This window comes from Hoeflea sp. 108 (assembly GCF_000372965.1).
Taxonomy (GTDB): domain Bacteria; phylum Pseudomonadota; class Alphaproteobacteria; order Rhizobiales; family Rhizobiaceae; genus Aminobacter.
The window spans coordinates 119375-143230 of the sequence record NZ_KB890026.1 but is presented as its reverse complement, the minus strand read 5'-3'; the positions used below and the strand labels follow the sequence as shown (position 1 = coordinate 143230).

Annotated in this window: 18 protein-coding genes; 10 read left to right on the top strand and 8 right to left on the bottom strand. The window is 63.6% G+C overall.

Features of this window, described 5'->3' with window-relative positions; all coding sequences use genetic code 11:
• Positions 1-144 precede the first annotated feature (144 nt).
• From B015_RS31845 to B015_RS0128600, 6 genes are read left to right on the top strand one after another with little or no spacing between them, the layout of a single operon-like run.
• Positions 145-2259: a hydantoinase/oxoprolinase family protein gene (locus B015_RS31845; protein ID WP_018431207.1), complete on the top strand. Its 2115-nt coding sequence runs from the start codon at positions 145-147 to the stop codon at positions 2257-2259.
• Positions 2256-4448: a hydantoinase B/oxoprolinase family protein gene (locus B015_RS0128620; protein WP_018431206.1), complete on the top strand. Its 2193-nt coding sequence runs from the start codon at positions 2256-2258 to the stop codon at positions 4446-4448. Before B015_RS31845 ends, B015_RS0128620 begins: the two co-directional genes overlap by 4 nt.
• Positions 4445-4900, top strand: a complete 456-nt coding sequence (locus B015_RS0128615; RefSeq protein ID WP_081623597.1) for an OB-fold domain-containing protein — start codon at positions 4445-4447, stop codon at positions 4898-4900. The genes B015_RS0128620 and B015_RS0128615 overlap by 4 nt, the downstream gene beginning before the upstream one ends.
• A complete protein-coding gene (locus tag B015_RS0128610; RefSeq protein ID WP_018431204.1) occupies positions 4897-6060 on the top strand; it encodes a hypothetical protein in 1164 nt (387 codons plus the stop codon). Before B015_RS0128615 ends, B015_RS0128610 begins: the two co-directional genes overlap by 4 nt.
• 17 nt (positions 6061-6077) lie before the next feature.
• The gene (locus B015_RS31840; RefSeq protein WP_018431203.1) at positions 6078-6875 is read left to right on the top strand and encodes an SDR family NAD(P)-dependent oxidoreductase; all 798 of its coding nucleotides are present in this window, start codon (positions 6078-6080) and stop codon (positions 6873-6875) included.
• Between the two features lie 58 nt (positions 6876-6933).
• Positions 6934-7959 (top strand): ABC transporter substrate-binding protein, encoded by a 1026-nt coding sequence (locus B015_RS0128600; RefSeq protein WP_157632952.1) that lies wholly within the window; start codon positions 6934-6936, stop codon positions 7957-7959.
• Here B015_RS0128600 and B015_RS0128595 read toward each other — a convergent pair.
• Positions 7922-8821: a helix-turn-helix domain-containing protein gene (locus tag B015_RS0128595; RefSeq protein ID WP_198292924.1), complete on the bottom strand. Its 900-nt coding sequence runs from the start codon at positions 8819-8821 to the stop codon at positions 7922-7924. The genes B015_RS0128600 and B015_RS0128595 overlap by 38 nt on opposite strands.
• Before the next feature lie 134 nt (positions 8822-8955).
• Between B015_RS0128595 and B015_RS31835 the strand changes: the two genes are divergently transcribed.
• Entirely contained in the window at positions 8956-11091 is a 2136-nt protein-coding gene (locus B015_RS31835) for an acetate--CoA ligase family protein (RefSeq protein ID WP_198292923.1), read from the top strand.
• Between the two features lie 480 nt (positions 11092-11571).
• On the opposite strand, the gene B015_RS0128580 is transcribed toward B015_RS31835, so the two are convergent.
• The 7 genes from B015_RS0128580 to B015_RS0128550 all read right to left on the bottom strand — a co-directional run bounded on the left by B015_RS0128580 (position 11572) and on the right by B015_RS0128550 (position 19834).
• The gene (locus B015_RS0128580; protein WP_018431199.1) at positions 11572-12282 is read right to left on the bottom strand and encodes a cupin domain-containing protein; all 711 of its coding nucleotides are present in this window, start codon (positions 12280-12282) and stop codon (positions 11572-11574) included.
• Positions 12283-12303: 21 nt separating this feature from the next.
• The gene (locus tag B015_RS0128575; protein WP_040457420.1) at positions 12304-13062 is read right to left on the bottom strand and encodes an SDR family NAD(P)-dependent oxidoreductase; all 759 of its coding nucleotides are present in this window, start codon (positions 13060-13062) and stop codon (positions 12304-12306) included.
• A gap of 47 nt (positions 13063-13109) precedes the next feature.
• A complete protein-coding gene (locus B015_RS0128570; RefSeq protein ID WP_018431197.1) occupies positions 13110-14300 on the bottom strand; it encodes a M20 aminoacylase family protein in 1191 nt (396 codons plus the stop codon).
• Positions 14301-14352: 52 nt separating this feature from the next.
• A complete protein-coding gene (locus B015_RS0128565; protein ID WP_018431196.1) occupies positions 14353-16233 on the bottom strand; it encodes an ABC transporter ATP-binding protein in 1881 nt (626 codons plus the stop codon).
• Complete coding sequence (locus B015_RS0128560) at positions 16233-17153, bottom strand: ABC transporter permease (protein WP_018431195.1); 921 nt, start codon at positions 17151-17153, stop codon at positions 16233-16235. Before B015_RS0128560 ends, B015_RS0128565 begins: the two co-directional genes overlap by 1 nt.
• A 13-nt stretch (positions 17154-17166) precedes the next feature.
• Positions 17167-18156, bottom strand: coding sequence for an ABC transporter permease (locus B015_RS0128555; protein ID WP_018431194.1), 990 nt, complete (start codon positions 18154-18156; stop codon positions 17167-17169).
• A gap of 109 nt (positions 18157-18265) precedes the next feature.
• The gene (locus tag B015_RS0128550) at positions 18266-19834 is read right to left on the bottom strand and encodes an ABC transporter substrate-binding protein (protein WP_018431193.1); all 1569 of its coding nucleotides are present in this window, start codon (positions 19832-19834) and stop codon (positions 18266-18268) included.
• 411 nt (positions 19835-20245) lie between these two features.
• On the opposite strand from B015_RS0128550, the gene B015_RS0128545 reads away from it, so the two are divergent.
• The 3 genes from B015_RS0128545 (at position 20246) to B015_RS0128535 (ending at position 23842) form a co-directional block, all read left to right on the top strand.
• A complete protein-coding gene (locus B015_RS0128545) occupies positions 20246-21019 on the top strand; it encodes a DeoR/GlpR family DNA-binding transcription regulator (protein WP_051092022.1) in 774 nt (257 codons plus the stop codon).
• A gap of 213 nt (positions 21020-21232) precedes the next feature.
• Complete coding sequence (locus B015_RS0128540; protein ID WP_018431191.1) at positions 21233-21553, top strand: hypothetical protein; 321 nt, start codon at positions 21233-21235, stop codon at positions 21551-21553.
• A gap of 27 nt (positions 21554-21580) precedes the next feature.
• Positions 21581-23842: a N,N-dimethylformamidase beta subunit family domain-containing protein gene (locus tag B015_RS0128535; protein WP_018431190.1), complete on the top strand. Its 2262-nt coding sequence runs from the start codon at positions 21581-21583 to the stop codon at positions 23840-23842.
• Positions 23843-23856: the final 14 nt, after the last annotated feature.

The following is a 23856-nucleotide window of genomic DNA, read 5'->3' as shown; positions in this document are numbered from 1 at the left end:
GGGCGTAGTGCGGTGAAATCCGCGCCCCGCGATATCGTTTCAATACCGCGCCGGGTCACGGCGACTGGAGCAGCCTCGGGCGGTGGATGCGTTGCGTTCGCCGGACGATGGACTGCGCGCTTAGAGAGACTTGCGAGATTGCTCATGCAGATCGTTGGCATCGATACGGGCGGCACCTTCACCGACACGGTCATCCTTGCCGATGATGGACGCATCGGAGTCGGCAAGTCGCTGACGACGCATGGCCGCCTGATGGAGGGTGTGATCGCCTCTCTAGGTGTAGCAGCGAGATCGCTTGGCAGGAACTTGCGCGACATTCTCGAGACGACCGACATCCTGTCTCATGGGACCACGGTTGGCCTCAACGCCTTGCTGACCGGCAGCGGCGCCCGTGTCGGCCTGCTCGTGACCGCCGGCTTCGAATCGACCTTGCCCATGGCGCGCTCGAACAAGGTGCACGGCCTGCCCGATGAGGACAGCATCAACGCCCTCAAATGGCGAAAGCCAGATCTGCTCGTGTCGCGTCGCCGCATCGTCGGCGTCGACGAGCGCATCGATGTCGACGGCAGGATCGTCCAGCCGCTGGATGAGCAGCAGGCACGCCGCGCGATCCGGCAGCTCGTCTCGCGCGGTGCCGAGGCGATCGGAATTGCGCTGATGTGGTCGCCGGTCAATGCCGTGCACGAACGCCGTCTCGCCGACCTCGTAGCGGAGGAGGCGCCTGGCCTGCATGTGACCCTATCGAGCGAGCTTGCGCCCCGCATCGGCGAATATGAGCGAACGGCGACCGTTGCGATGAACGCCTATGTCGCGCCGCTGGTTGGAGATTACCTTGCCTCGCTTGAAGAAGCGCTGCGTGCGGAGGGGTTTGTCGGCCTTTTCCTCATCGTGACGATGGGCGGCGGCGTACGGCGCGCAAAGTCGCTGCGCGACGCGCCGGTGCATCTCCTGCAATCGGGACCAGTCGGTGGCATCATGGCCGCGCGCCAGGTGGGCGCACGGCTCGGGCATGCCGATGTGCTGGCAACGGATGTCGGTGGCACCAGCTTTGATGTCGGTCTCGTCGTTGGCGGCACATTGCCCAATGCAACGCGGCCGCGCATAGACCGCCACAGCCTTGCCGTCCCTGTCATCGACCTTGCATCGATCGGCACCGGCGGCGGCAGCATTGCCTATGTCGATGCCGAGCTGGGCGTGTTGCGGGTAGGTCCGCAAAGCGCCGGCTCCATGCCGGGCCCTGCCTGCTATGGTCGTGGCGGGACGCAGCCTACGGTCACCGACGCTGCCGTCGTGCTCGGTTATCTCGACCGCCTTGGTGGTGCTTTGCACCTTGACCGCGGGGCTGCACAGGCGGCGATTTTGGCGCTCGCCGAACACCTCGGAATGGAGATCGAGGCGGCGGCTGAAGGTATCCTGCGCGTGGCGAATGCGCAGATGGCTGATCTCGTCCGCCGGGCCAGCGTCCAGCGCGGTTACGATCCGCGCAACTTCGTCCTCTACGCTTACGGTGGGGCAGCACCTCAGCATGTCGGGCGCTATGCCGCCGAGATTGGCGTCAAGTCGATCGTCATTCCACGCCTGGCACCGGAGTTTTCCGCTTGGGGCGCTGCTGCCAGCGACATGCGGACAGCCTGCGAAATCGAGCTGCCGGCCAGGTCATTGCGTGACTTCTGCGACATTGAGATCGAGGCTTTCGACCGGCTGGAGCAGCGCGCCCGCGGCGAATTCGACGGGCTGGGGGAGGCGGGCTTTTCGAAGGCAGTCGACATCCGGCGCAAGGTCGGCCTGAAATTCTCCCGCCAGCTGCATCGGATCGATATCGACGTACCGGGCGCGTGCCTTGGGCCGGCGGAGATCGCCGTCGCTGAAGCGGCTTTCCGGGCGCGCTACGAGCAGATCGTCGGCCGTGGTGCTGCTCATGCCGGCAGCACCATCGAACTCGCGGCAATCGTAGTCGAGGCGCGTATGCCGATTTCCATGCCCGAAGCCGCAAAGGCCCCACGCCGGGGCGTGCCGCAGCCGGTACGCAGCCGCAACGCCTGGTTCCATGGCCGCGAACAGGAAACGCCTGTCTATCTCTGGGACGACCTTGGCGAGGGCGCGGAGATCGCGGGACCGGCCTTCATCGAATCCGAGCAGACGACGGCGGTGATCCATCCCGATCAGACAGCCGCAACCGACGCGGACGGCAACCTGACTATAGCGGTGTTGCGCCACGGCAAGGCTCCGGCGCAGCCGAGCATCGAGGAACTTGCATGACCATCGGTCCGATCGAACTGGAAATCATTCGCCACAGAATGGAGGCGATAAACGCCGACGCAGGCGAGACGCTGGTGCGGGTCTCCGGATCGCAGATCGCGTCCGAGGCGAGCGATTTTAATACGGCGATCATGACCGCCGACGGCACCGTCGTCTCCTGCAGCAAGTTCATTCTGGTGCAGTCGACTTCGCTCAACCTGATCGTCCGTGACATCCTCGATCGTTACGGTGAGAACCCGGGCATCGGGCCGGGCGACCAATTCCTCACCAACGACCCCTATCTCGGGACGCTCCACCAGCCTGACGTGACCTTGGTGGCGCCGATTTTCCACGACGGACGGCTGATCGCCTGGGCAGGTTCGACCGTGCACGAGCCGGATGTCGGCGGTCCGGTCAGCGGCGGCTTCAACTATGCCGCCCGCTCGATCTTCGACGAGGCGATACCGATTCCGCCGGTCAAGATCGTCGAGAGCGGCCGGATCCGGCGTGACATCGAACGCGACTATCTCGCCCGCACTCGTACACCCGAATTGAACGCGCTCGACCTGCTCGGCCAGATTGCCGCGAACCGTGCGTCGGAGCGCCAGTTGCTCGAGCTATGCGCTGTCTATGGTGCGAACGGGCTGGTCGAGGCGATGGACACGCTGCTGGCCTCGACCGAGGCAGCCTTCCGCCGCCGCCTCAAGGAGTTGCCGGATGGCATCTGGCGCGAAAATTCCTTCATCCAGCACGAGCAGCGCAGGGGCGCCGACTATATGCCCAATCAGGTCTATGCGGTGAGACTGGCCATGGCTAAGTCGGCCGACAGGCTGACCTTCGACTTCACGGCAAGCGATGACCAGGCGCCCGGTGCAGTCAACTCCACCTATCCGACGCTGGCCAACTTCACCATGGCGGCGGTGCTCGTCCACATCTGCCAGGGCTTGCCATGGATGCCCGGCGCCATCTGGCGCACGATCGACATCCGCACCCGCAAGGCCTCGGTTGTCGATGCCGAGTGGCCAGCCGGCGTCGCCATGAGCACGGGTACCTCGGCCCAGGCGATCCGTAACTGCGTCAGTGCCTGTCTTGCCCGCCTGCTCGACGGATCTGAAAAGCACGCACACATGGCCATGGCGTCTTCACAGTCATCGGGCGCCGGTGGCATGTCGATCTCGGGCCATCGGCTTGACGGCCGCCCGTTCACCACGCTGTTCCTCGACGAGCTCAGCGGTGGCGGTGGCGCCACCGTTGACACTGATGGATGCGATACTTCGGGAACGGCAACCTCGCCGGGCGCGACGCCGTCGAACATCGAGACCAACGAGGCCTATTATCCGGTTCTCTATCTGACGCGGCTTGAACTTGCCGACACGGGCGGGCCGGGGATGCGCCGCGGCGGGGTTGGTGCAATGCATGCCTATCGCCCGCACCGGACGGATCGTTCCATCGCGCTGCTGTCGATGGCGCAGGGTCTGCAGCATCCGGCGACGATGGGGCTGGCAGGTGGCGAGCCAGGATCTCCGAGCGGTTTTGCGATCATGAGCGGTGATGTCCCCGTCGATCATGCGATGGGCTGGCCGGACCTGGCCGATGTCGTCGAAATCCGCCTCCCTGACGCGCGTACGCAGCTCCATCCCGGACATATGCTTGTCACGTCTTCACAGGGTGGCGGCGGCTTTGGCGACCCGCTCGAGCGCGATACCGCGGCCGTGTTGGCCGATGTGCTCGATGGCCTGGTCAGCACGGAGGGTGCGCTACGCGATTTCGGTGTGGTCATGCGGCGCGATGATGAACGGGTCCTGGTCGATCGACAAGCCACCGACGCCGAACGCAAGGCGCGGCGCAGCACCAGGATTGGCGAGCGTGAGCCGTACCGGGGGGGCGGCGCTGTTGGTGGACGACGGCTCTCCAGCCATTTCCGGGCGGTCGAAACCGCCAATGGCGAACAGGTCGCCTGCGCGTCTTGCGGCTGCCGTCTCTGCGGGCTCGGCGAACGCCTTTACAGCAGCCTCGTTCTCCATGAGGCCCCCGCGGGCGAACGCTCCGCGATCACCGATCGTTATCCCGGCAGCGAGCGATTCCGAATCCGCCATTTCTATTGTCCCGGATGCGCCCGGCAGGTTGACGTTCAGGTGGCGCTGGCGGGCGAGCCGGTGCTCGAGGCGATGGATGTGCGCCCCCAAGCCAAGAGCGAGGCACGATCATGAACGCTATTCCGCTGCCTTACGGTGACGATCCCGACACAATGGTGTTCTGGCAGGCCACACGGCAGAAGCGTCTCGTCGTGCAGTGCTGCAAGGCTTGCGGCCGCAGTCAGTTTCCGCCGCATCCGTTCTGCGCTGCCTGCGCTCACCCCGAGACCGAATGGGTCGACGCAGCCGGTCGCGGCACCATCTGGTCATACGGCGTGGCGCATGGTCCGACCCTTCCGGGGTTCCAGGATCTGGTGCCATATTCAATGATTGTGGTCGAGCTCGACGACCATCCGCACATCCGCATGGTCGGCAGCCTGGTTGCCGGGCCGGACGCTGCCATCAACAGCGTCGCCGCGTCGACGATCCGCATTGGTCTGCCAGTCGACGTTACCTTTGTCACCGTCTCGGACGACATCACCTTGCCGCGCTGGATGCCGCGCGCTTCCGAGGACATCAGGCCATGAGCGACATCGTTTCCCTCAAGGACCGCACGGCGATCGTCGGCATTGGCGAGACTGCCTTTGGAAAGGCGATGTCCGAAAGCGAGGAGCAGCTTGCCTGCATCGCGATCAAGGCCGCCCTCGACGACGCCGGCATTGCGCCTGCGGAAGTCGACGGACTCTGTTCGCTGAACATGGAGAATGTCTTCCAGCACGACATCGCGCGCGACCTCGGCATGCGAGAGGTGACCTACTATTCGCAGATGCCGGCTGGCGGGCATGGCGGCTGCGGCACCGTCGGACATGCGGCGATGGCCGTCGCCACCGGCCAGGCCAAGGTCGTGGTCGGCTGGCGCTCGCGCAAGCGCAGCGGCAGGGCCAGCCGCGTCTGGGCGCAGCTCGACCAGCGTATTCAGGGAAGCCGGGACACCTGGTTGCGACCCTGGGGCATCATTCGCCCGGTCGACGAAGTGGGCGTCATGTACACGCGCTACATGCACGAATTCGGTGCGACCCGTGATCACCTGGCCAATGTCGCATTGGCGTTTCGCAGCCATGCCAACCGCAATCCCAACGCCTTCATGTATTCTAGGTCGATGAGCCGAGAGGACTATTTCGCGGCGCGTTGGATCAGTGAGCCATTGTGCCTTTTCGACTGCTGCCTGGAGACCGACGGCGCCATTGCGTTCGTCGTCACCGCGGCGGACCGCGCCAGGGACTGCCGCGACCGGCCCGTCTACATTCATGCGGCGGCGCAGGGCTTCGATGGCGGCAGCGCCATCCTGGCCAATTACTTCACGGCCGATCCGATGCGCTCGCAGGCAGCAACCTGCGCCAAGTCGCTGTGGCGGCAGAGCGACATTCGACCATCCGACATAAAGGTCGCGCAATTCTACGATGCCTTTACGCCGGAAGTGTTCTTCACGCTCGAGGGTTACGGTTTCTGCGGCTGCGGCGAGGGGGCTGCCTTCACCGAGGATGGCGGCATTGCGCTTGGCGGCCGGCTGCCTGTCAACACCGGCGGCGGCAGCCTGTCGGAGGTCTATCTGCATGGCTTCAACATGATCACCGAGGGTGTCAAGCAAATGCGTGGCGCCTCGACCGGCCAGGTCGCGAACGCCGACTGTTGCTTCGTCAGTTCGAGCGACCTGGGTCCGACCTCGGCCGTCGTGTTGCGCAACTGAGGTCAAGGGGAGAAGAGATGCACGACACTCTCGTCTGGATCAGTGGGGCGACCCAGGGCATCGGCCTTGGTCTTGCCCGCAACGTTCCCTTTGGCAACGCTCGCGTCATCAATCTGTCGCGCCGCAAGCATCCGGATTTCGAGACGCTGCAGTTCGACCTGGCGGATCCCTCTTCATGGGATCGCGTCCGCGGCCATTTCATCCGCGAGCTGGCGGCTTTCCGCGGCGAGCGCGCGATCTTCATCCACAACGCCTACTATTCCGAGGCGATCGGGATGGTCGGCAAGGTGGCTTCGGCCAAGTATGAAAAGGGCGTTCTGGCCAATCTCGCCGCTCCCTTCGTGCTGGCCGAGGCCTTCCTCGATGCCTGTCGTCCAGCTTACGAGGCGGGCCTGGCCATGCTGTCGTCGGGCGCGGCTGTCGCGGCGCTCGAGGGGCTCGCCACCTATTGTGCGTCCAAGGTCGCGATCGAGCACTGGGTCGAGGTGGTCGCACGCGAGCGTCAGAGCCGCGGCGGAACCGGGCCATGGGTGGTGGCCGTGAGGCCCGGCGGCGTCGATACGCCGGCCCTGCGTGCCGCCGCCGAGGTCGACCCCGAAATTTACCCGCGTGTCGCCAGCCTCAAGCACAATATTTCCAACCGCGTCGACATCGATACCGCCGGGAGACGCATCTGGGCAGCACTGCCGCCGGCGCCCGATACGGCCGTCATTTCGTTTGCTGAACCGCCGGGAGACCCGGCGTTCCACTTTGGCGGTCCGCGCGTCCGGCAACTTGCGGGGTCGAACTGGAAGCTGGTCTACGACGCCGACTGACGAAAAATTTGCCGTCCGGTGGAGGGCCGGCGGCAGGAAGAGCAACAGGGAGGAAGTTATGAAATCTCTATGGAAGACGTTGGCGGTTGCGGCCGCAGTGGCTGGCATGAGCCTGGGCGCCCGCGCTCAAGGTTCCGACGCGCCAAAGCCGCTGCCGCAGCGCGAAAAAGTGACGGTCGCCATGACCGCGAAAGTCGAGGCCTACCTTCCGATGATCCTGGCCGACCGTATGGGCGAGTTCGACAAGGAAAACATCGATATCGAATACACCTTCGCCAAGTCGAGCGACGGCATCGTGCTCCTGGCGACCAGGCGCGCCGATGTGCTTGGCGGCCAGCCAAGTGCGGCCGTCTTCAACGCCATCGCCGGTGGTGCCGACATCCGCGTGGTTGCACCGCTGTTTGTCCAGTCACCCCAGCAGAAGCAGGGCATCTGGGCCAACAACGCCTTTCTCAACGGCCGCAAGTTTACCGTCGACCTGTTCAAGGATCAGACCATCGCCAGCGCCATCGGCCTTGGTTCGACGGCCTCCTATTTCCTGCAGACGGAACTGGAAAAGGTTGGGCTTTCCCTCAAGGACGTGAAGTTCCAGACCATGGCGTCGCCTGACATCCTGGTCGCCCTCGAGAACGGCGCCGTTAACTTCGGCTATTTGATCGACTCGATCTGGCAGAAGGCCGATACCTCCAAGGTGTCGCTGGCATTCGTGCAGGGACCGGAGATGTCGGCCGGTTCGTGGAGCTTCGGGCCGCGCCTGCTCAAGGAGCGACGCGACGTCGGCGAGGCGGTGATGCGGGCGCTGGTTCGTACGACGCGCAACTACCTGAAGGGCGACTACCACCAGAACTCCGAGATCATGAAGATCATGGTCGAGGAACTGCAACTGCCCGAGGAAACGCTCAAAAAGGGCGTCTCGCTGAGCTTCGACCCCAATCTTTACATGCCGGCAGATCTCGCGGCGCGCTTGCAGAAGACCTACGCCCTCATCCCCGAAGTGCTTTCCTACACCGAGTTGATGCCCGAAGACCGGGTCGTTGACCAGGGTTTCATAGCTGCGGCGGGAATTCCCACTCCGGCGAAATAGGCAGGTCGTCATTGGCCCGCTGCAGCTCTGAAAGCCGCTGGTGCCGTGCCGCGATCTGGCGGAGCGTGTTGCCGAGGGCAAGGGTGCCCGGGCTCTCCTCCGGATCGGGACTGACCAGACCGACGGCAACCGAAACACGCATGACCTTGGACTGGAAGGGTGCCGCCACAGCGGTCACGCCTTCCCCAGAGAAGCCGCGGGAGGTGGCATAGCCTTGTTTTCGAGCCAGTCTCACCTTGTCGAGGAGCGTGGTTACACTGGCCGTGCGCCTGGCCGGCGGCTCGGTGCGGAACATGCGCTTGGCAATCTCCACCACCACCTCCTGCGGCTTGCCCGACAGAAGCGCCAGGCCTGCGGCAGTCGTCCAGTCGTAGTCGGTAAAGCCCTCGACATGGATGCCGGCGTGAAAATCAGAACCGGGAATGATTGCCGAGCATTGCACCCAGCGATCGTTTTCCATGCACAGCCACACCGTGTGGCCGGTGCAGCGATGAACCTCCTCCATAAGATCGGAGACCGCCGTGCCGCCGAAGAAGGTGCTTTCGAGGCGCCGAGCGAGCGTAACGATCCGGTAGGAGGGCAGGTAGACTTTCTGCCGTGGCTCGAATGCAAGGTACCCGGTCCGCACCAGGGTCTTGAGGATGTCGTCGGCACTGGAATTGGGGATGGCGAGCGCGCGGCTGATTTCCGTCGTGCGGGCCGGCCGCGGATTGGCCTGGAAGTATTCCAGCACCGACAGCACGCGCAGGCTGGATTTCACCACCCCGCCGGAGCGGTCGTTGGTGACGCCGCGCAGCAATTCGTTGGGTTCTTCCTCAAAACCCAGTTCCAACCGTCTTGCCGGGCAGGCCGCGGTTCCCATGGCGCTCTCCTCTCCTTGTGCCGGCAGGCCGGCACAGAGCGTTCGCAGCCAGTCTGCATCCCTTCCTGGCATTTGTATTCGGCCATTTGGCCTATGCCGCTGGCCTATCCTTCCGACAGTCCATGAAAGACCAGATGATGCTTACCACTCAACCGGCAATCCTGCAGGCTCGCGCCGAACTCGACCGCAGCCTGATCGATCTCCAGCGCATGTTCCGAAAGAAGCGCGGTATCGCTTATGTCGGCCGGGTGGATGCGTCACCGCAGGCGCACAACTGGTTTCGCCGCTTCGGCGAGGACGTCCGTTTCTGCTACGTCAATCCGCGCGGCGGCGAGGCCGGCGGTGTGCCTGTGTTCGCCTCGATGAGTGAGGTGCCCGATCATATCGACCTTGCGGTGGTCAAGGTGGCCCCGGCGATCGTGCCGCAAGTGATCGCCGATTGTGGCAGCAGGGGTGTGCGCGACGTCATAGTCTTCAGTTCCGGCTTCTCGGAGGTCGGTGCGGAAGGCGCGGCGCTTGAAGCAAAGGTGGCGGAGGCGGCAAGGGCGCACGGCGTGCGCGTGATCGGGCCGAACACCAACGACAATACGTTCGAGCAGTTCCCTGTCTCGGAGCACCACCGCGGCGGGTTGATAGGGCTGGTCACCCAAAGCGGCTTCAATGGCCGTCCCATCGTCGAAGGCGTTGCCATGGGCGCTGCCTTCCGGCGCTGGGTGACTGTCGGTAACGAGGTTGATCTCGAGGTCGCCGACTTCATCAACTACTTTGCCCACGACCCCGAGACCACGGTCATTGCCGCCTATGTCGAAGGCTTCAAGTCGATCCCCAAACTCAGGCTTGCGCTGGAGTCGGCGAATACCATGCGAAAGCCGGTTGTCATGCTCAAGATGGGCTCGACCGAACGTGGCGCCCGAATGGCCGCTTCGCACACCGGTCATCTCGCGGGCGCCGACGCCGTTATCGATGGCCTGTTCAAGCAGTATGGCGTGATCCGTGTCCGCGATCTCGATGAACTGCTCGAAACCGCTAATCTCCTGGCCAAGGTGCCGGCCGGCTCCGGGCCGAATTGCGCGCTTTATTCGGTGTCGGGTGGATCGACGACCTTGATGGCAGAGCTGGCCGACAGCTACGGCGTGAGCGTTCCCGACCTCGATGGGACGACAGTCGAAAAGCTCTATGCCCATCTGCCGCGCTATGTGACGGTTTCCAATCCGATCGACAATGGCGGCGGCTTCGCGATTTCCGCCCCGCAGCAGCAGCGGCTCGAAGTTCTCGATCTTATCGCCGCCGATCCCAATGTCGATGTCATCGTTGTGGGGCTTACCGCCGCGCTCGGCCTCCTGTCCGACAGTTTCGCCGCCGATGTGCTCGCTTTCGCCCCGCGCTCGCCCAAACCGATCGTTGCCGTGTGGGGGTCGGTCTTGACCGACAGCCCTGGCTACCGCGACCTAGTCAAGTCAGGAGTTCCCATTTTTCGCTCGTTCCGCAAGTGTTTCCGTGCGTTGCGCGCGCGCGCCGACTATGAAGCCGCGAAAGCCTCGTTCAGGCCTCGCAGCTGGAGTGTGCCGGTCCTCGCGCCAATTCAGCTTGAAGCGCTGGCGCGTCCTGGCGTACTCGACAGTCGGGAGGCTGCGGTTCTGCTGGAGGGCGCCGGTATCGACCGCGCTCGCGAGTGCATGGCCCACACTGCTGCGGAGGCGAGCAACCTCGTCGCAGAATTTGGCGGTCGCGTTGCCATGAAACTCGCGTCACCCGACATCGCCCACAAGTCGGATGCGGGGCTGGTCCAGCTCGACGTGACCGACGGCGAGGCCGCAGCTTTGATCCACGACGAACTCGTTGCAAGGGCAAAGGCCCATGCGCCAGGCGCTCGCATTGAAGGCGTTTTGATGCAGGAGCAGATTGGGCCGGGTGTCGAAATGATCGTCGGGCTGACACAGGACGCCGACCTCGGGACGACCATCACGTTGGGGGCGGGGGGCATCTATGCTGAGATCCTCAGGGATGCCGTCACACGCCCCTTGCCGGTCGACAGGGACGACATTCGTGAGATGATCGCGAGCCTCAGGCTTTCGCCGCTGTTGGACGGTGCTCGCGGAGCCAAGCCATCGGACAAGGTGGCTCTGGTCGAACTGGCTTTCCGGGTGGCCCAGCTCGGTCTGGCGGCCGGTCCGCTCATTTCGGAACTTGATCTAAACCCGGTGATCGTTCTGCCCGACAGAGCGGTAGCGGTTGACGCACTCGTCGTTGTGCATCCACCAGATCCATAGCCTCGTGCCTAGGCATGCCACAGCATGAGGCGATGGGTGGATCGTCTGCTGTGTGCGATCTGTGGCGGCGCGCAAAACACGATCGGCTACATGGGGCAACAGATCATTCGGCCTAAGTTCTCCGGGAGGAGTGTTCCTGCGGAGACTCTGTATTGTATTTTGCGCTACGAATATGTTGCCGACAAGGAGACAATCATGGCTGCCACCGCGATTATTCGCAACGGCCTGTGCCGCCCAGCGGCCGCATGCCCAAGCTCAATCTGACGATGGCCTTCTGGGCGATCTGCAGCGCCATGTTCTTTCTCGTCTCGGCGACCGCCAACACCATCATCGGCCTGGTGCTGACGGTGATCTCCTAGTCGGCGATCAACGCCGTCATCACCCGCTACGCGATCCGCTCCGGCCTGTCGGTGTCGCTCTTTTCGAGGCTGTTGTTCGGCCGCTACGGCGGGTGTTGAAAGTGGTTGCGATTGAAGCCGGTCAGAAGGTGGGCGGGGTACAGGTCCAAAGTATGCTCGCCGGTTCCGTCCCGATGTTGCGATAAGAGTGAGGTACATGCGAGCGGAAGCAGAAGGAGTCGCCTTCCTTCAAGCTGTAGACGATGCCATCCAGGATGAGGTCGATCTGGCCGCGAAGCACATAGCCGGTCTCTTCACCCTCATGGGTGATCGCGGCACCGCTTTTGGCGCCGACGGCTATGTGGTGGATGTTGCTCTGGAGCAGATGACCGCCCTTGTAGGGGATGATGCGTTCGAAGGAGACGCCGGCCCAGTCGCCGGGTCGGTCGTCCAATGTCACCACGGGGCGCGTGCCTGCGCGAAAGACGGGTGAATCGTCCGGCTCGCCCTCCTCGAACAACCAGCTGATGTTGGTTTCCAGCACCCTGACCAGACGGTGGATGAGCGGCAGGGAAGGCAAGGCCCTACCATTCTCGGCCTTGGACAGCAGGCTCTCCGAACATTGGCTCCGGGCTGCCAGCTCCTTCAGCGTGAGGCCCTTGGTTTGCCTGGCCAGCTTCAGCTTGACGCCAAGTCGCCGGCGCGACTCCAAGAGTTCATCCGACGCCTCTTCGAGGTCGTCCTGCAAGACGTTCGTTTCCGTCATCTGCGCCTCAGAATCATGGCCTGGCTGCTGCCTTCCGTCAGGCTGTTCTTTCAGGTTTTGGGCCAAACGGCTCGCTTTTTCCTTCATTTCGAAGGCGACGCACCCCGGTCAATGGGCCATGCCGCCGTCGACCATCATCGATTTTGCCGTGATGTAGCGCGATTCCTCGGAAGCAAGGAAGGTGTACATGGGGGCAACCTCAGCCGGCGTGCCCTGGCGGCCGAGCGGGACGATGCGGTTGACGATCGCCCCATGCGCGTCGGTGCCGCCCATGTAATCGATCGCCGGATTGTTGAACGGCGTATCGATCCAGCCCGGCAGGACCGAGTTGACCCGGATGTTTGCCGGCGCAAGTTCCTGGGCAAGGGCCGTGGTGAAGGCGATCACCGCGCCCTTTGCCGCGGCATAGGCGGTCATGCCCGGCGCGCCACGAAGACCTGCCAGCGATGCCGTGGTGATGAAGCTGCCGCCGCCCTGGCGCTTCAGTGCGGGTGCTCCGTATTTCGCGGCGAAAAAGGTGCCGCGCGCGTTGACCTGAAAGATGGCGTCCCATGTCTCCGCCTCAAAGCCGTCCACTTGCCCGGTGCGCATCAAGCCGGCAAAGAAGACCAGCGTGTCGAGACCGCCCAGTGCCTTTTCGGCATATTCGACGGCGTCGCGAACTGATGCCTCGTCACGCACGTCGCAACGGGTGCCAAAGGCGCGGACATTCTGCGCGCCGGCCAGATGAACAGCCTCCGCCATGGCCGCCTCGTTGATGTCGGCGACAACGATGCTGGCCCCGTTCCGGGCGAAATCCTCGACGCAGGCACGGCCGATGCCCGTAGCCGCTCCGATCATCAATGCACGCTTTCCCGAAAGTCTCATCTCGTTCCCCTTGGGTCTTCTGTTTGCAAGCGAGGTATCGTCGGTCGCTACGCCGCTGCCGGCACCGGCATCGTGGCAGGCGCAGTCGACCAGTCCTTGACGAGGGCGGTCCAATAGAGCGCGCCCGGCGCGATCAGATCGTCGTTGAAGTCGAAGGACGGATTGTGCAGCGGGGTCGCGGTTCCATTGCCGATCCAGGCGTAACATCCGGGCTTGGCCTCCAGCATGAAGGCAAAGTCCTCCGACGCCATGCTGGGCTCGAACTCGGTCAGCACCGAACGACGCCCGAACGTGGCGGTCGCCACCGCCTCGGCTATGGCGGCCATGCCGCCGTCATTGACGGTCGCGGGATAGCGCGGCTCGAAATCGAGAGAGATGTCGACACGGTGGGTGATGGCGACGCCATCGATGATCTGTTGCAGCCGCTCCTGCACCACAGCACGGGCCTCGTCGGAAAAGGCGCGGACGGTGCCGTTGAGGACGACCCTGCTGGGCAGCGCATTGAGCGAGTTGCCGCCATGGATCTGCGTCAGCGAAACCACCGCCGGCTGCTGGGCATTGACGGATCTGCTCGTAATGGTCTGGAGACCGGCGATGACGGCGCCGGCCGAAACGATGGCGTCGGTGCCAAGATGCGGCAAGGCGGCATGTACGCCCTTGGCATCGATGGTGATGGTGAAGAGGTCCATCGCCGCCATCACCGGCCCCGGCCGCACGGCCACGGTGCCCAATGGCAGGCTGGGCCAGTTGTGCAGGCCAAAGACGGCGTCCACCGGAAAGCGTTCGAAGAGGCCTTCCTCGACCATCCGGCGGCCGCCTCCTTCGGCTTCCTCAGCGGGTTGAAAGATGAAGCGCACGGAGCCGGCGAAGTCGCGCTCGCGCGACAGGTAGTCGGCCGCCGCGAGCAGCATCGTCATATGGCCGTCATGGCCGCAAGCATGGCTGGCGCCGTCATTGTGTGATCGGTAGGAGAGGTCGCTTTCCTCAGTGGTCGGCAACGCATCCATGTCGGCCCGCAGGCCGATCGTCGGGCCGGGGCGCCGGCCGGCGAGCGTCGCCACGAGGCCGGTGCCGGCGATGCCGGTCTCCGCGGTCATGCCCATCTCGACCAGCCTCTCGGCCACGAAAGCCGCGGTACGATGCTCCTGAAACGCGACCTCCGGCCACTGGTGCAGATGCCGGCGCCAGCCGGTATGGACTGCATGGCGTTCGCGAAAAAATGCTTCGGCCGATGTCATCTAGACGTGCGCCCCATACGAGCGTCCACTGCGGTTCGACCGGTCCCGGCTTTCATGTCCCGGCCCCTTGCGCCAGACGCGCCACATCGACGACGGGCATCTGGCTGAACTGCAGATGGCAGGCGCTGGCGTTGCCGTCTTCCCGCACCGTTTGCGTCGGATCGTCCGTGGCACAGCGATCGAAGGCGAACGGGCAGCGAGTGCGGAAGCTGCATCCGGCCGGAATGTCGATCGGATCCGGCGGCTCGCCCTCAAGCAGATAGGTCTCGGTGCGGTACGGCTTCTCCTCGACGGTGGGGACCGCGCTCAGCAACGCTCGCGTGTAAGGATGTGCCGATCGGCCGAACATCGTTTCATTGTCGGCCAGCTCGACGATGCGTCCGAGATACATGACGGCGATGCGGGCGCAGACACGCCGGACCATGGCCAGATCGTGCGAGATGTAGACATAGGTGATGCCGCGCTTGACCTGCAGTGTCTCGAACAGATCGAGCAGTTTTGCCTGTTCGACCTGATCGAGCGACGACAGGGTTTCGTCCAGGATCAGCAGCTCGGGTTCGAGCACCAGTGCGCGGGCGATGTTGACGCGCTGGCGCTGGCCGGCGCTGAGGCCGACGGGCAACTGGTCGTAGAGAGCGGGCGACAGGCCGACCTCGGCCATGACGTCCTTCACCTTCTTTTCGATTTGCTGGCGCGAGCCGAGTCCGTGGATGAGCAGCGGTTCGGATATGGTCCGGCCGATCGAACTGTGCGCAGCAATCGCATTGTAGGGATCCTGCAGGAGCAACTGGAAGCGTCGCCGCAAGCCAAGCAGCCGCGACCCGCGCAAGGTGGCGATGTCGTCATTCTCGAACAGGATCTGGCCCTTGTCCGGTGCCTCAAGGCTGCTGAGCAGCCGCGACAGGGTCGACTTGCCACAGCCGGACTCGCCGATGATGCCGAAATTTTCGCCCCGGCGCACGGTGAAAGAAACGCCGCGGACCGCCCGGACCATGCGCTCGCCAAAGAGGGTCTTGCGCTCGCGCACGCGATAGGTCTTCTCGACGTCGCGCACGTCGAGGACGACGTCGCTCGTCGATGGGGCGGGTGGCTGCTCGCTGGTGGCCCAGATCTTCGGCACCTTGGCGATCAGTTCCCGGGTGTAGCCGTGTTCGGGCCGCTTGATCAGGTTTTCGACCGACTGACGCTCGACGATGTGGCCGCGGTCCAGCACGATTAGGTTGCTGGCGATTTCCGTGACGATGCCCAGCGACGACGAGACGAAGACGATCGCCGTGTCGAAATCCTGCTGCAGGTCGCGCAGCAGGCGCAGGATCTGCGCTGCGACGGTGACGTCGAGGGGCTGGGTGATGTTGTCGGCGATGAGCAGCTTCGGATTGGAGACCAGCGCATCGACGATCATGGCGCGCTGCATCATGCCGCCGCTGAACTGGAACGGGTATTCGTCGAAGCGCTGCTTGGGCGACGGAATGCGGACGGCATCCAGTGTTTCGATGACGCGCTTGCGCGCTTCGTCGCGTGTCAGGTTCGGCGCGACGGCGCGAAGCTTCTCCAGGATTTGGTGTCCCACCGGTACGGTCGGATCGAGCGCGCTCGTCGGGTTCGCGCCGATATAGGCGATCTCGCGACCGCGCAGGCCGGCCATCTGCTCGTCCGGCAGGGTCAGCAGATCGCGGCCGCCGTAGTTTACCGACCCGCTCGTGATGGCGAGCGGCGACTTGATCCAGTTGACGAGGGCGCGCGACAGCACCGTCTTGCCCGATCCGCTCTCGCCGATGATGCCGAGCACCGAGCGCGGCGCAACCGAAAGATCGATGCCCGAGAGGATCGTCCGTTCGCCGGCTGCGGCTCGGGCCACGACCGACAGGTTGCGAACTTCCATGACCGGGGCCTGCGTCGCGGTGTTGTCCTGCATGTTCAGTGGCTGGGTCATCACTCACCTCCCTGCAGGATGTGGTTGCGAGCGCGCTCGAGGACGCCGCCCATCAGATTGAGGCTGCCGAGACCGAGCGCCAGCAGGATGCCGGGGACGATGGTGATCCACCACGCGTTCAGCAGGTACTGGGTGCCAGCGGAGATGATGGTTCCGAAGGTTGGCGTCGGGGGCTGGATGCCAATGCCGATGAAGCCGAAGATGGCTTCGAAGATCATCATGCGGGCAACGTCGAGCACGGCGACGAAGGCGATCGGCGGCAGCACGCTGGGGGCGATGTGGCGAACCATGATGCGCAGGTCGCTGGCGCCGAGAATCTTCGCAGCCCTGACATATTCCTTCTGGCGCTCAGCCAGGGTGACCCCGCGGGAAACGCGGGCATAGACCGGCCAGCTCGCCAGCACCAGAACGGCGATGATGGTGGCGGGCGAGGGGCGCGACATGCCCAGGATGGTGATCGCGAGGATGACTACGGGGATCGACATCTGCACGTCGGTCAGGCGCATCAGAATGACGTCGGTCCAGCCGCCGCGATAGCCGGCATAGATGCCGATGGCACAGCCGAGGACAAAAATGCCGATGACGCTGGCGACCCCGATGGCGAAGGCGTTGCGCAGGCCGATCAGCGAGCGCAGCAACAGGTCGCGGCCGAGCTGGTCGGTGCCGAAGAAGTGGGGCAGTTTCCCGCCCTCCATGAAGATGGGAGGCAGGAACTTGTTGGCGACGTTCATCTTGGTGGCCGAAGCGTCGATGAGGAACGGTCCGAACACGGTGAGCAGCGCCAGGGCAATGAAGACCGTCGCGGCGATCTTCATCTCGGTGTAGCCCCAGGCCTTGCGGACGATGCGGGCCGTGACGCCGCGCTTCTTTGGCTGTGTTTGGGCAGTCGACAGGGCTGCCTCTTCGGTCGAAGTGATCATGACGGGCAGTCCTTCAGAACTTCAGGCGACGGTCGATGGTGGTCGAGGCGAAATCGACCAGCATGTTGATGGCGACGAGCGCGCCGCTGGCCAGGATCGCGACAGCCTGAATGATGGGGAAATCGCGCTGGAAGACGGCGTTGATGGTCAGCATGCCGATGCCCGGGTAGCTGAAGATGTACTCGACGACGAAGAGGCCGCCGAGCAGCATGCCGATCATCTGTGCACCGAAGAGATTGAGCAGCGGCACGGCAGCATTGCGCAGCACGTGCTTGAAGATCATGACGCGGCGCGACAGGCCCCGCACCAGGCCGACATCGAAATAGACCTCGCCGAGATTGGCCGCCACCGAGACGGAGATGGCGCGGATCATCACCGGAGACAGCTCGATGGCGAGCACCATGGCGGGGATGATGGTGTAGGCAAAACCCTGGTAGCCGATGGCCGGCAACCACCCGGTCTTTGCAGAAAGCAGGAAGATCAGGACCACGCCGACCCAGATGTTCGGAAGCGAAACCAGCAGCGAGCTTACATAAAGTCCCAGCCTGTCGGGCCATTTGCCCGCGCGCATGCCCGCGCCCATACCGATAGGCACCGCAACGAGCAGCGCAAATCCAATTCCGAGCGCGGCGAGCTGGAGACTGTAGGGCAGGGCCTTGCCGATCAGCTCGGCGACCGAGGCGCGGCTCTCCGGGTTGAAGCCGGTCGCGTCCTGCGAGCCGCCAGTGCTGCCGCCCTGTGCACCCCTGATGTAGGAGCGGCCGAGATCTCCTGTGGTAACCTGGCCCACGAAACGGCCGAACTGAACCAGCAGCGGGTCGCGCAGCCCAAGTTCCTTTGCCTTCTCTTCGAGAACGCTGGCGGCGGTCATGGGCCCCAGGATGATACGGATCGGATCGCCGGGTACCACGCGCAAAAGCGTGAAGATCACGAAGGCGACCAAAAGAACGATCACCAGGCCCTGACTTATGCGGCGGAGGAAGAACTCGATAGCGAAGGCCATGGATATGGTCCTGTATCAAAGAAGGGATTGAGCGCGTCGCGAGACGCGCTCTTCGCTGTATCAATTGGCCGATGGCGTGTGCGCCACCGGCCGCCGAAGCAAATGTTCCCTAGAACAGCTTTGCCTTGCTGAGATCGATCGGGCCGTTGGGATAGAAATAGACGCCTTCGAGCTTCTTCGACATCGCCCGCAGCGACACGGCCGAGAACAGCGACAGGCTCGGCACCTTGGTGGCGAGCAGCGGAAGGGTTTCTTCCTGAAGTATCTTCAGGCGCTCTTCGGCCGATTCCGCGTTGCGCTCCTTGTCGAGGGCAGCGTCGATCTCGGGATCGTTGATGCCGTTGATCAGCGCGAACTTCGAGTAGTAGTTCGGGCGCAGGACCAGGTCCGGCTCGGGCGAACCCGTGATCCAGCCGACGTCGACGATGTGCCCCGGGCCCTGGCCGTCGGCGCGGCGATAGATCTGCTCTTCCCAGGCTGCCGGTTCGAGCGTTGTCAGCTTCACGGGGAAGCCCTGTTCCTGCAGCATGGCGGTGACCAGTTCGCCATATTCGCGCGTCTTGGCATAGAAGCCGACCGAGGTGATGAACTCGAGTTCCGGCAGGCCCTCGCCCTTCGGATAGCCGGCCTCGGCAAGCAGACGCTGGCATTCTTCGGGATCGTATTTGGGGTAGTTGGCCACGTCGGTGTAGCCGAACTTGACCGGCGAGATGTGGCTGTTCGATGCCTGGCCGGCTTCGCCCAGCACCGCGAGCACCTGATCCCGGTCGATGGCGTGGACAGCGGCCATGCGAACGCGAACATCGTCGAAGGGCGGCTTGTTGCAGCGGAAGTGCAGATACTTGTTCTCGCTCGACAGGCCACGATTGGTGACGATGTTGGCCTCTTTCTTGAGCGATTCATACTGCTCCGGCTCGAGGCGCTCGGTCAGGTGATACTGGCCGTTGAGCAGGCCCAGGACGCGGGTGTTGGCGTCGGGCACGTAGTTCCACAGCAGCGTCTCGATCTCCGGCTTGCCGTCGTAGTAGGTTTCGTTGGCCTTGAAGACGATCTGGTCGCCCTTGGTCTCCACGTAGCGGAACGGGCCGGTGCCGTTCGGGCGCTGCTTCAGCACGTTCGGGTCGGCGACATCCTTGGCGGAAAGGATCGGCAGGAAGGCTGCGACATACCAGAAGTTCAGGGCCGGATAGCCGAACTTCTCGGTCTTGAGGCGAACGGTATAGTCGTCGACGATCTCGACCTCGACCTGGCCCGGATACCAGGCGGATGCCGGACGGCTCGGCTGCGAGCCGTATTCGTAGGTCGCCTTGACGTCCTCGGCCTTGAACTCCTTGCCGTCGTGGAACTTGACGCCCTGACGCAGCTTGTATTCGAGCGTGTACTTGTCGACCACTTTCCATTCGAGCGCCAGGTCGGGCAGAATTTCACCTGGGTTCTCGGAGGTCATCAGGCATTTGGTCAGGCGGCCGAACACCAGCATTTCGGCGGTGATCTGCGGTGCGATCGTGTGGGACGTGGGGTCCCAACTGCTGGTCACCGTGCCGGCCGCGGCAAAGGACAACGTCTTGGCGTCCTGGGCCCAGGCCGTGCCGAAGCGCCCCGTCGCCGAGCCTACCAGCAATGTTCCGGTGCCGAGCGCGGTCGCGCCGGCAAGAAATGTCCGTCTAGTCGTCTTCATTGAAAAGCTCCCCTCACGTTGACCGTGGCGTTGATTGCGCACTGCGCGAGAGGCGCATCAACCGCGCACCTCCCCGCTCGCAGCAGATCAAGTCTTCAACAGAGCAGTAGTCTCTGTCAAGTTACTTGAATTTGCCGCCGGATACCTTGAATTGATGCCGAACCCTGTTTTTGTCAGCAACGTCTTGCAGGCAACCGTTAGCCCGAATATGGTATCGAATATGACCGTTCAGTCAATGCGGATGACCGAATATTTTTGTCGTTCTCGTGTTCGGTCATCGCGCGCCGCCTTGAGGGCCTGGTAATCAGGGGCCGGATAGGGGGTGGACGAGGGATGGGGAACCGGGATCCGGGCCTTTACTCGGCGCCGGAAGGCCGGATACATTTCGACGCGAGATATTGTGAAGGATCAATGACTTTTAGCCGTTTCACCCCCGAGCAGCGTCGCACCATGATCATGGATATCGCCCGTGAAAAGGGGCGCATCCTGGTCGAAGATCTGGTCCTGCAACTGTCCGCTTCGAGCGAGACAATTCGACGGGACCTCAACCAATTGGCCGCTTCGGGCGCATTGCGGAAATTCCATGGCGGGGCCTGTCTGCCATCCCTGGTCGACGAGAATCCTTTCTCCATGCGGATGTCGGAACAGACAGCGGGCAAGCGGGCGATTGCCTGCACCGCCGCGCGCCTGTTCGGCAATGGCGAGACGATGTTCATCGACACCGGGACGACGACGCTCTTCCTTGCCGAAGAGCTGTCACGGCTCGACAATCTCTCGGTTGTCACCAATTCCTCGGCGATCGCAGGCACCTTGTCGGGGCGGACGAACAGCGTGTTCTTGCTGGGTGGCCTGTACCAGGCCGATGCCGGCGAGACGACGGGCGAGGCGACGATCGAGCAGATCGCCAATTTCCGCGCCGCGCATACTGTTCTCACCATCGGCGCGATCCATGCCCGCAATGGCGTGATGGACTTCTCCCTCGGCGAAGCCCAGGTGGCGCGCGCAATGATCGAGCAGGCAGATCGGCTCACCGTCGTCGCCGATCATTCCAAGGTCGGCCGGGGTGCCTTTGCCAAGGTTTGCCAGTTGGACATGATCGACCGCTTCGTGACCGACAGGCGGCCGCCGACAGACATGATGGATGCGCTGCTTGCTGCCGGCGTCGAGGTGATCGTCGCGAGCTGACGGACGGGGGCGCCGGTGGGCGTCTGAAGCGATACGTCTGAATTCCATGAAGTCTGTGCTTCTGTTCCCGTCATTTGTTGAATTGACCGTTCGGTCATTGACAATGCTTGATCCAGTCGTTTTATTGACCGAATGCGAGACGCAGCCGCTGCTTTTCGACGAGGCGCCGATTGGGGCGGTCGAAGTGCAGTTGCCGCAGACCTTAAGGAGTCGATGGTGGCAAGACTGGAGCTGGAAAGACTCATCAACGGCCGTAGCCTGGATGAACTTGTGGCCGAGTTTCGCGTCAAGACGACGGGCCAGCACAGCCCGGAGCTGCAGCGTCTCGTCAATCGCATCCGGAGCGAGCCGATGACCGGCAAGCTGGCGCTGCTTTGCACGCGTCCGCATGAGGAATGGCGCCTTGTCCAGATGAACGGGCGCGGCAAGCCGATGACCTTGCTGGACGGCGTCTTCCACAACCTCGACGACGCCGAGTGGGAGATCTTCAAGCGGCGCATAAAGCGCCACTTCGACATCGACCTGAACGACTAATCCGACGCCGCTTCTGGAGACCCGCACATGCTGAAAATCACTGGTTATGCCGATCGCGTCAGCGTTATGCCGGGCGGCTCCGTCGATTTCATGATCAACTGCGAATACCCGAGCTATCAGGCAAGCGTCGTGAGGGTGGTCCAGGGCGACACGGCACCCGAGGCGCCGCCGGTGAAGCTTGTGCCGGTTCCGAGCTCGATCGACGGCCAATACGCAGGCAGGCCTCAGGTCATTCATGCCGGCTCCTTCGCGCAGATCCATTGCGGCGATACGTTTGCCGACGCGTCAAGCATCTCGCTCCAGGCGATGGTGATGCCGACAACCCCGCAGAAGGGCCGGCAGGCGATTATCTCCAAATGGGACGAGGCTGCCGGACGTGGCGTAGCCATGATCGTTGCCGAGGACGGTTCTATCGGCATCGAGATTTCGGACGGCGCGCACAAGCGGACCTTGTCGGTCGGTCGGCCGATGCTTGCCCGGCACTGGTATTTCGCGGCCGCAACCTATGATGCCGAAACCGGGGCGGTGAGCGTCCATCAGCAGTCGCAGCACGAATTCGCCACCATCAACGATTCAGGCTTCGCAAGCGGGGCTTTCGAGGCCGGTCTCGCCTGGCAGAGCGCAGCACCACTGCTGTTTGCGGCGAGCTGGGGCGGCGAGGATGCCGGCCGCACCGTCGGGCGCGCGCTCTACAACGGCAAGATCGATCGGCCGCGGGTCTCCGCCGCCAGCCTCTCGCTTGGCGAGTTGCAGCTGCTGCGGGGCGACCAGTGGCCCGAGCGCCTGTCGGGCACGCTTGCGGGAGCATGGGACTTCTCGCTCGATATTCCGGGCATTCGCGTGGATGACATATCCGGGCGGGGTTTGCACGGCGAGGTCGTCAACATGCCGACCCGCGGTGTGACCGGACACAATTTCACCGGCGAGGACGGGATGTGCTGGATGGATAGCCCGGGCCAGTGGTCGGCGATCCATTTTCACGACGATGACATCTATGATGCCGGTTGGCAGGTCGATTTCACCCTGACCATTCCCGAAGGCATGAAGAGCGGCATCTATGCGGTGCGCATCGAGGCCCAGGGCGAAGAGCAGTTCGTCACCTTTGTGGTGCGTCCGGCGCGCGGCAAGCCGACTTCCAAGCTGGCGTTCCTGTTCCCGCTTGCGACCTATATGGCATATGCCAACGAGCATTTCGGCACCAATGACGGGCTTGTCGAGCTTCATCTCAATCGCGCGCTCGTCCTCCACCCGCACCAGCAGTTCCTGAACGAGCACCGCGAATACGGCCATTCGCTCTACGACCTGCACTCGGACGGCAGCGGCGTCTACTATTCGTCGCGGCTGCGGCCCGTTCTCAACCTTCGCCCGAAGGTCGAGGCCAACCACGGCGCGGGGCCGTCGCATCTGTGGCTGTTCAACGCCGACACGCACATCACGAGCTGGCTCGAGCACTTCGATCAGGACTACGACGTCATCACCGACGAGGACCTGCATGAGGAAGGCTACGACCTGCTGAAGGGATATCGCACCGTCGTCACCGCCACCCACCCGGAATATTATTCGAAGGAGATGCGCAACGGCATCCATCGTTTCACCCACAGTGGCGGCCGGCTGATCTATCTCGGCGGCAATGGCTTCTATTGGCGCATCGCCTACCATGCCACCCAGCCCGGCATCATCGAGGTGCGCCGCGCCGAAGGTGGAAGCCGCGCCTGGGAGCCGCCGACGGGCGAGTACTATCACAGCTTCACCGGCGAATATGGCGGCCTGTGGCGGCGTCAGGGTGGCCGCAGCCCCAACCATCTCGTCGGTGTCGGCTTCACCGCCCAGGGCTTCGACCGCTCGTCCTACTATCGCCGCGCGCCCGGCGCTACCGACCCGCGTGCCGCCTTTATCATGGAAGGCGTGGACGACGAGATCCTTGGCGATTTCGGCCTGACCGGCGGGGGGGCGGCCGGCATGGAGCTCGACCGGCACGACTTTTCGGTCGGGTCGCCGCCGCACTCCATCGTCGTGGCGAGTTCCGAGCACCATACTGAGGCGCACGTCTTCGTCGTCGAGGACATGCTGTTCAATTTCATGGGCACCACCGGCGACGTCTGCGACAAGGTTCACGCCGACCTCGTCTTCTTCGAGACGCCAAACGGCGGCGCGGTGTTCTCGGTCGGTTCGATCGCTTATTCCGGCTCGCTGCCCTGGAACAATTTCGACAACAACATCTCGCGTCTGACCCTGAACGTGCTGCGACGGTTCATGGATCCGACACCGTTCCCGATGCCCGGCGTCTGAAACCTGAACGCTCA

Bases quoted from the DNA above. Each gene is read 5' to 3' on its own strand.
- B015_RS0128540 (WP_018431191.1), top strand. From the start codon at position 21,233: ATGGTGGCAAGACTGGAGCTGGAAAGACTCATCAACGGCCGTAGCCTG.
- B015_RS0128545 (WP_051092022.1), top strand. From the start codon at position 20,246: ATGACTTTTAGCCGTTTCACCCCCGAGCAGCGTCGCACCATGATCATG.
- B015_RS0128560 (WP_018431195.1), bottom strand. From the start codon at position 17,153: ATGATCACTTCGACCGAAGAGGCAGCCCTGTCGACTGCCCAAACACAG.
- B015_RS0128550 (WP_018431193.1), bottom strand. From the start codon at position 19,834: ATGAAGACGACTAGACGGACATTTCTTGCCGGCGCGACCGCGCTCGGC.
- B015_RS31835 (WP_198292923.1), top strand. From the start codon at position 8,956: ATGATGCTTACCACTCAACCGGCAATCCTGCAGGCTCGCGCCGAACTC.
- B015_RS0128555 (WP_018431194.1), bottom strand. From the start codon at position 18,156: ATGGCCTTCGCTATCGAGTTCTTCCTCCGCCGCATAAGTCAGGGCCTG.
- B015_RS0128565 (WP_018431196.1), bottom strand. From the start codon at position 16,233: ATGACCCAGCCACTGAACATGCAGGACAACACCGCGACGCAGGCCCCG.
- B015_RS31845 (WP_018431207.1), top strand. From the start codon at position 145: ATGCAGATCGTTGGCATCGATACGGGCGGCACCTTCACCGACACGGTC.
- B015_RS0128570 (WP_018431197.1), bottom strand. From the start codon at position 14,300: ATGACATCGGCCGAAGCATTTTTTCGCGAACGCCATGCAGTCCATACC.
- B015_RS0128620 (WP_018431206.1), top strand. From the start codon at position 2,256: ATGACCATCGGTCCGATCGAACTGGAAATCATTCGCCACAGAATGGAG.
- B015_RS0128575 (WP_040457420.1), bottom strand. From the start codon at position 13,062: ATGAGACTTTCGGGAAAGCGTGCATTGATGATCGGAGCGGCTACGGGC.
- B015_RS0128595 (WP_198292924.1), bottom strand. From the start codon at position 8,821: ATGGGAACCGCGGCCTGCCCGGCAAGACGGTTGGAACTGGGTTTTGAG.
- B015_RS31840 (WP_018431203.1), top strand. From the start codon at position 6,078: ATGCACGACACTCTCGTCTGGATCAGTGGGGCGACCCAGGGCATCGGC.
- B015_RS0128535 (WP_018431190.1), top strand. From the start codon at position 21,581: ATGCTGAAAATCACTGGTTATGCCGATCGCGTCAGCGTTATGCCGGGC.
- B015_RS0128615 (WP_081623597.1), top strand. From the start codon at position 4,445: ATGAACGCTATTCCGCTGCCTTACGGTGACGATCCCGACACAATGGTG.
- B015_RS0128580 (WP_018431199.1), bottom strand. From the start codon at position 12,282: ATGAAGGAAAAAGCGAGCCGTTTGGCCCAAAACCTGAAAGAACAGCCT.
- B015_RS0128600 (WP_157632952.1), top strand. From the start codon at position 6,934: ATGAAATCTCTATGGAAGACGTTGGCGGTTGCGGCCGCAGTGGCTGGC.
- B015_RS0128610 (WP_018431204.1), top strand. From the start codon at position 4,897: ATGAGCGACATCGTTTCCCTCAAGGACCGCACGGCGATCGTCGGCATT.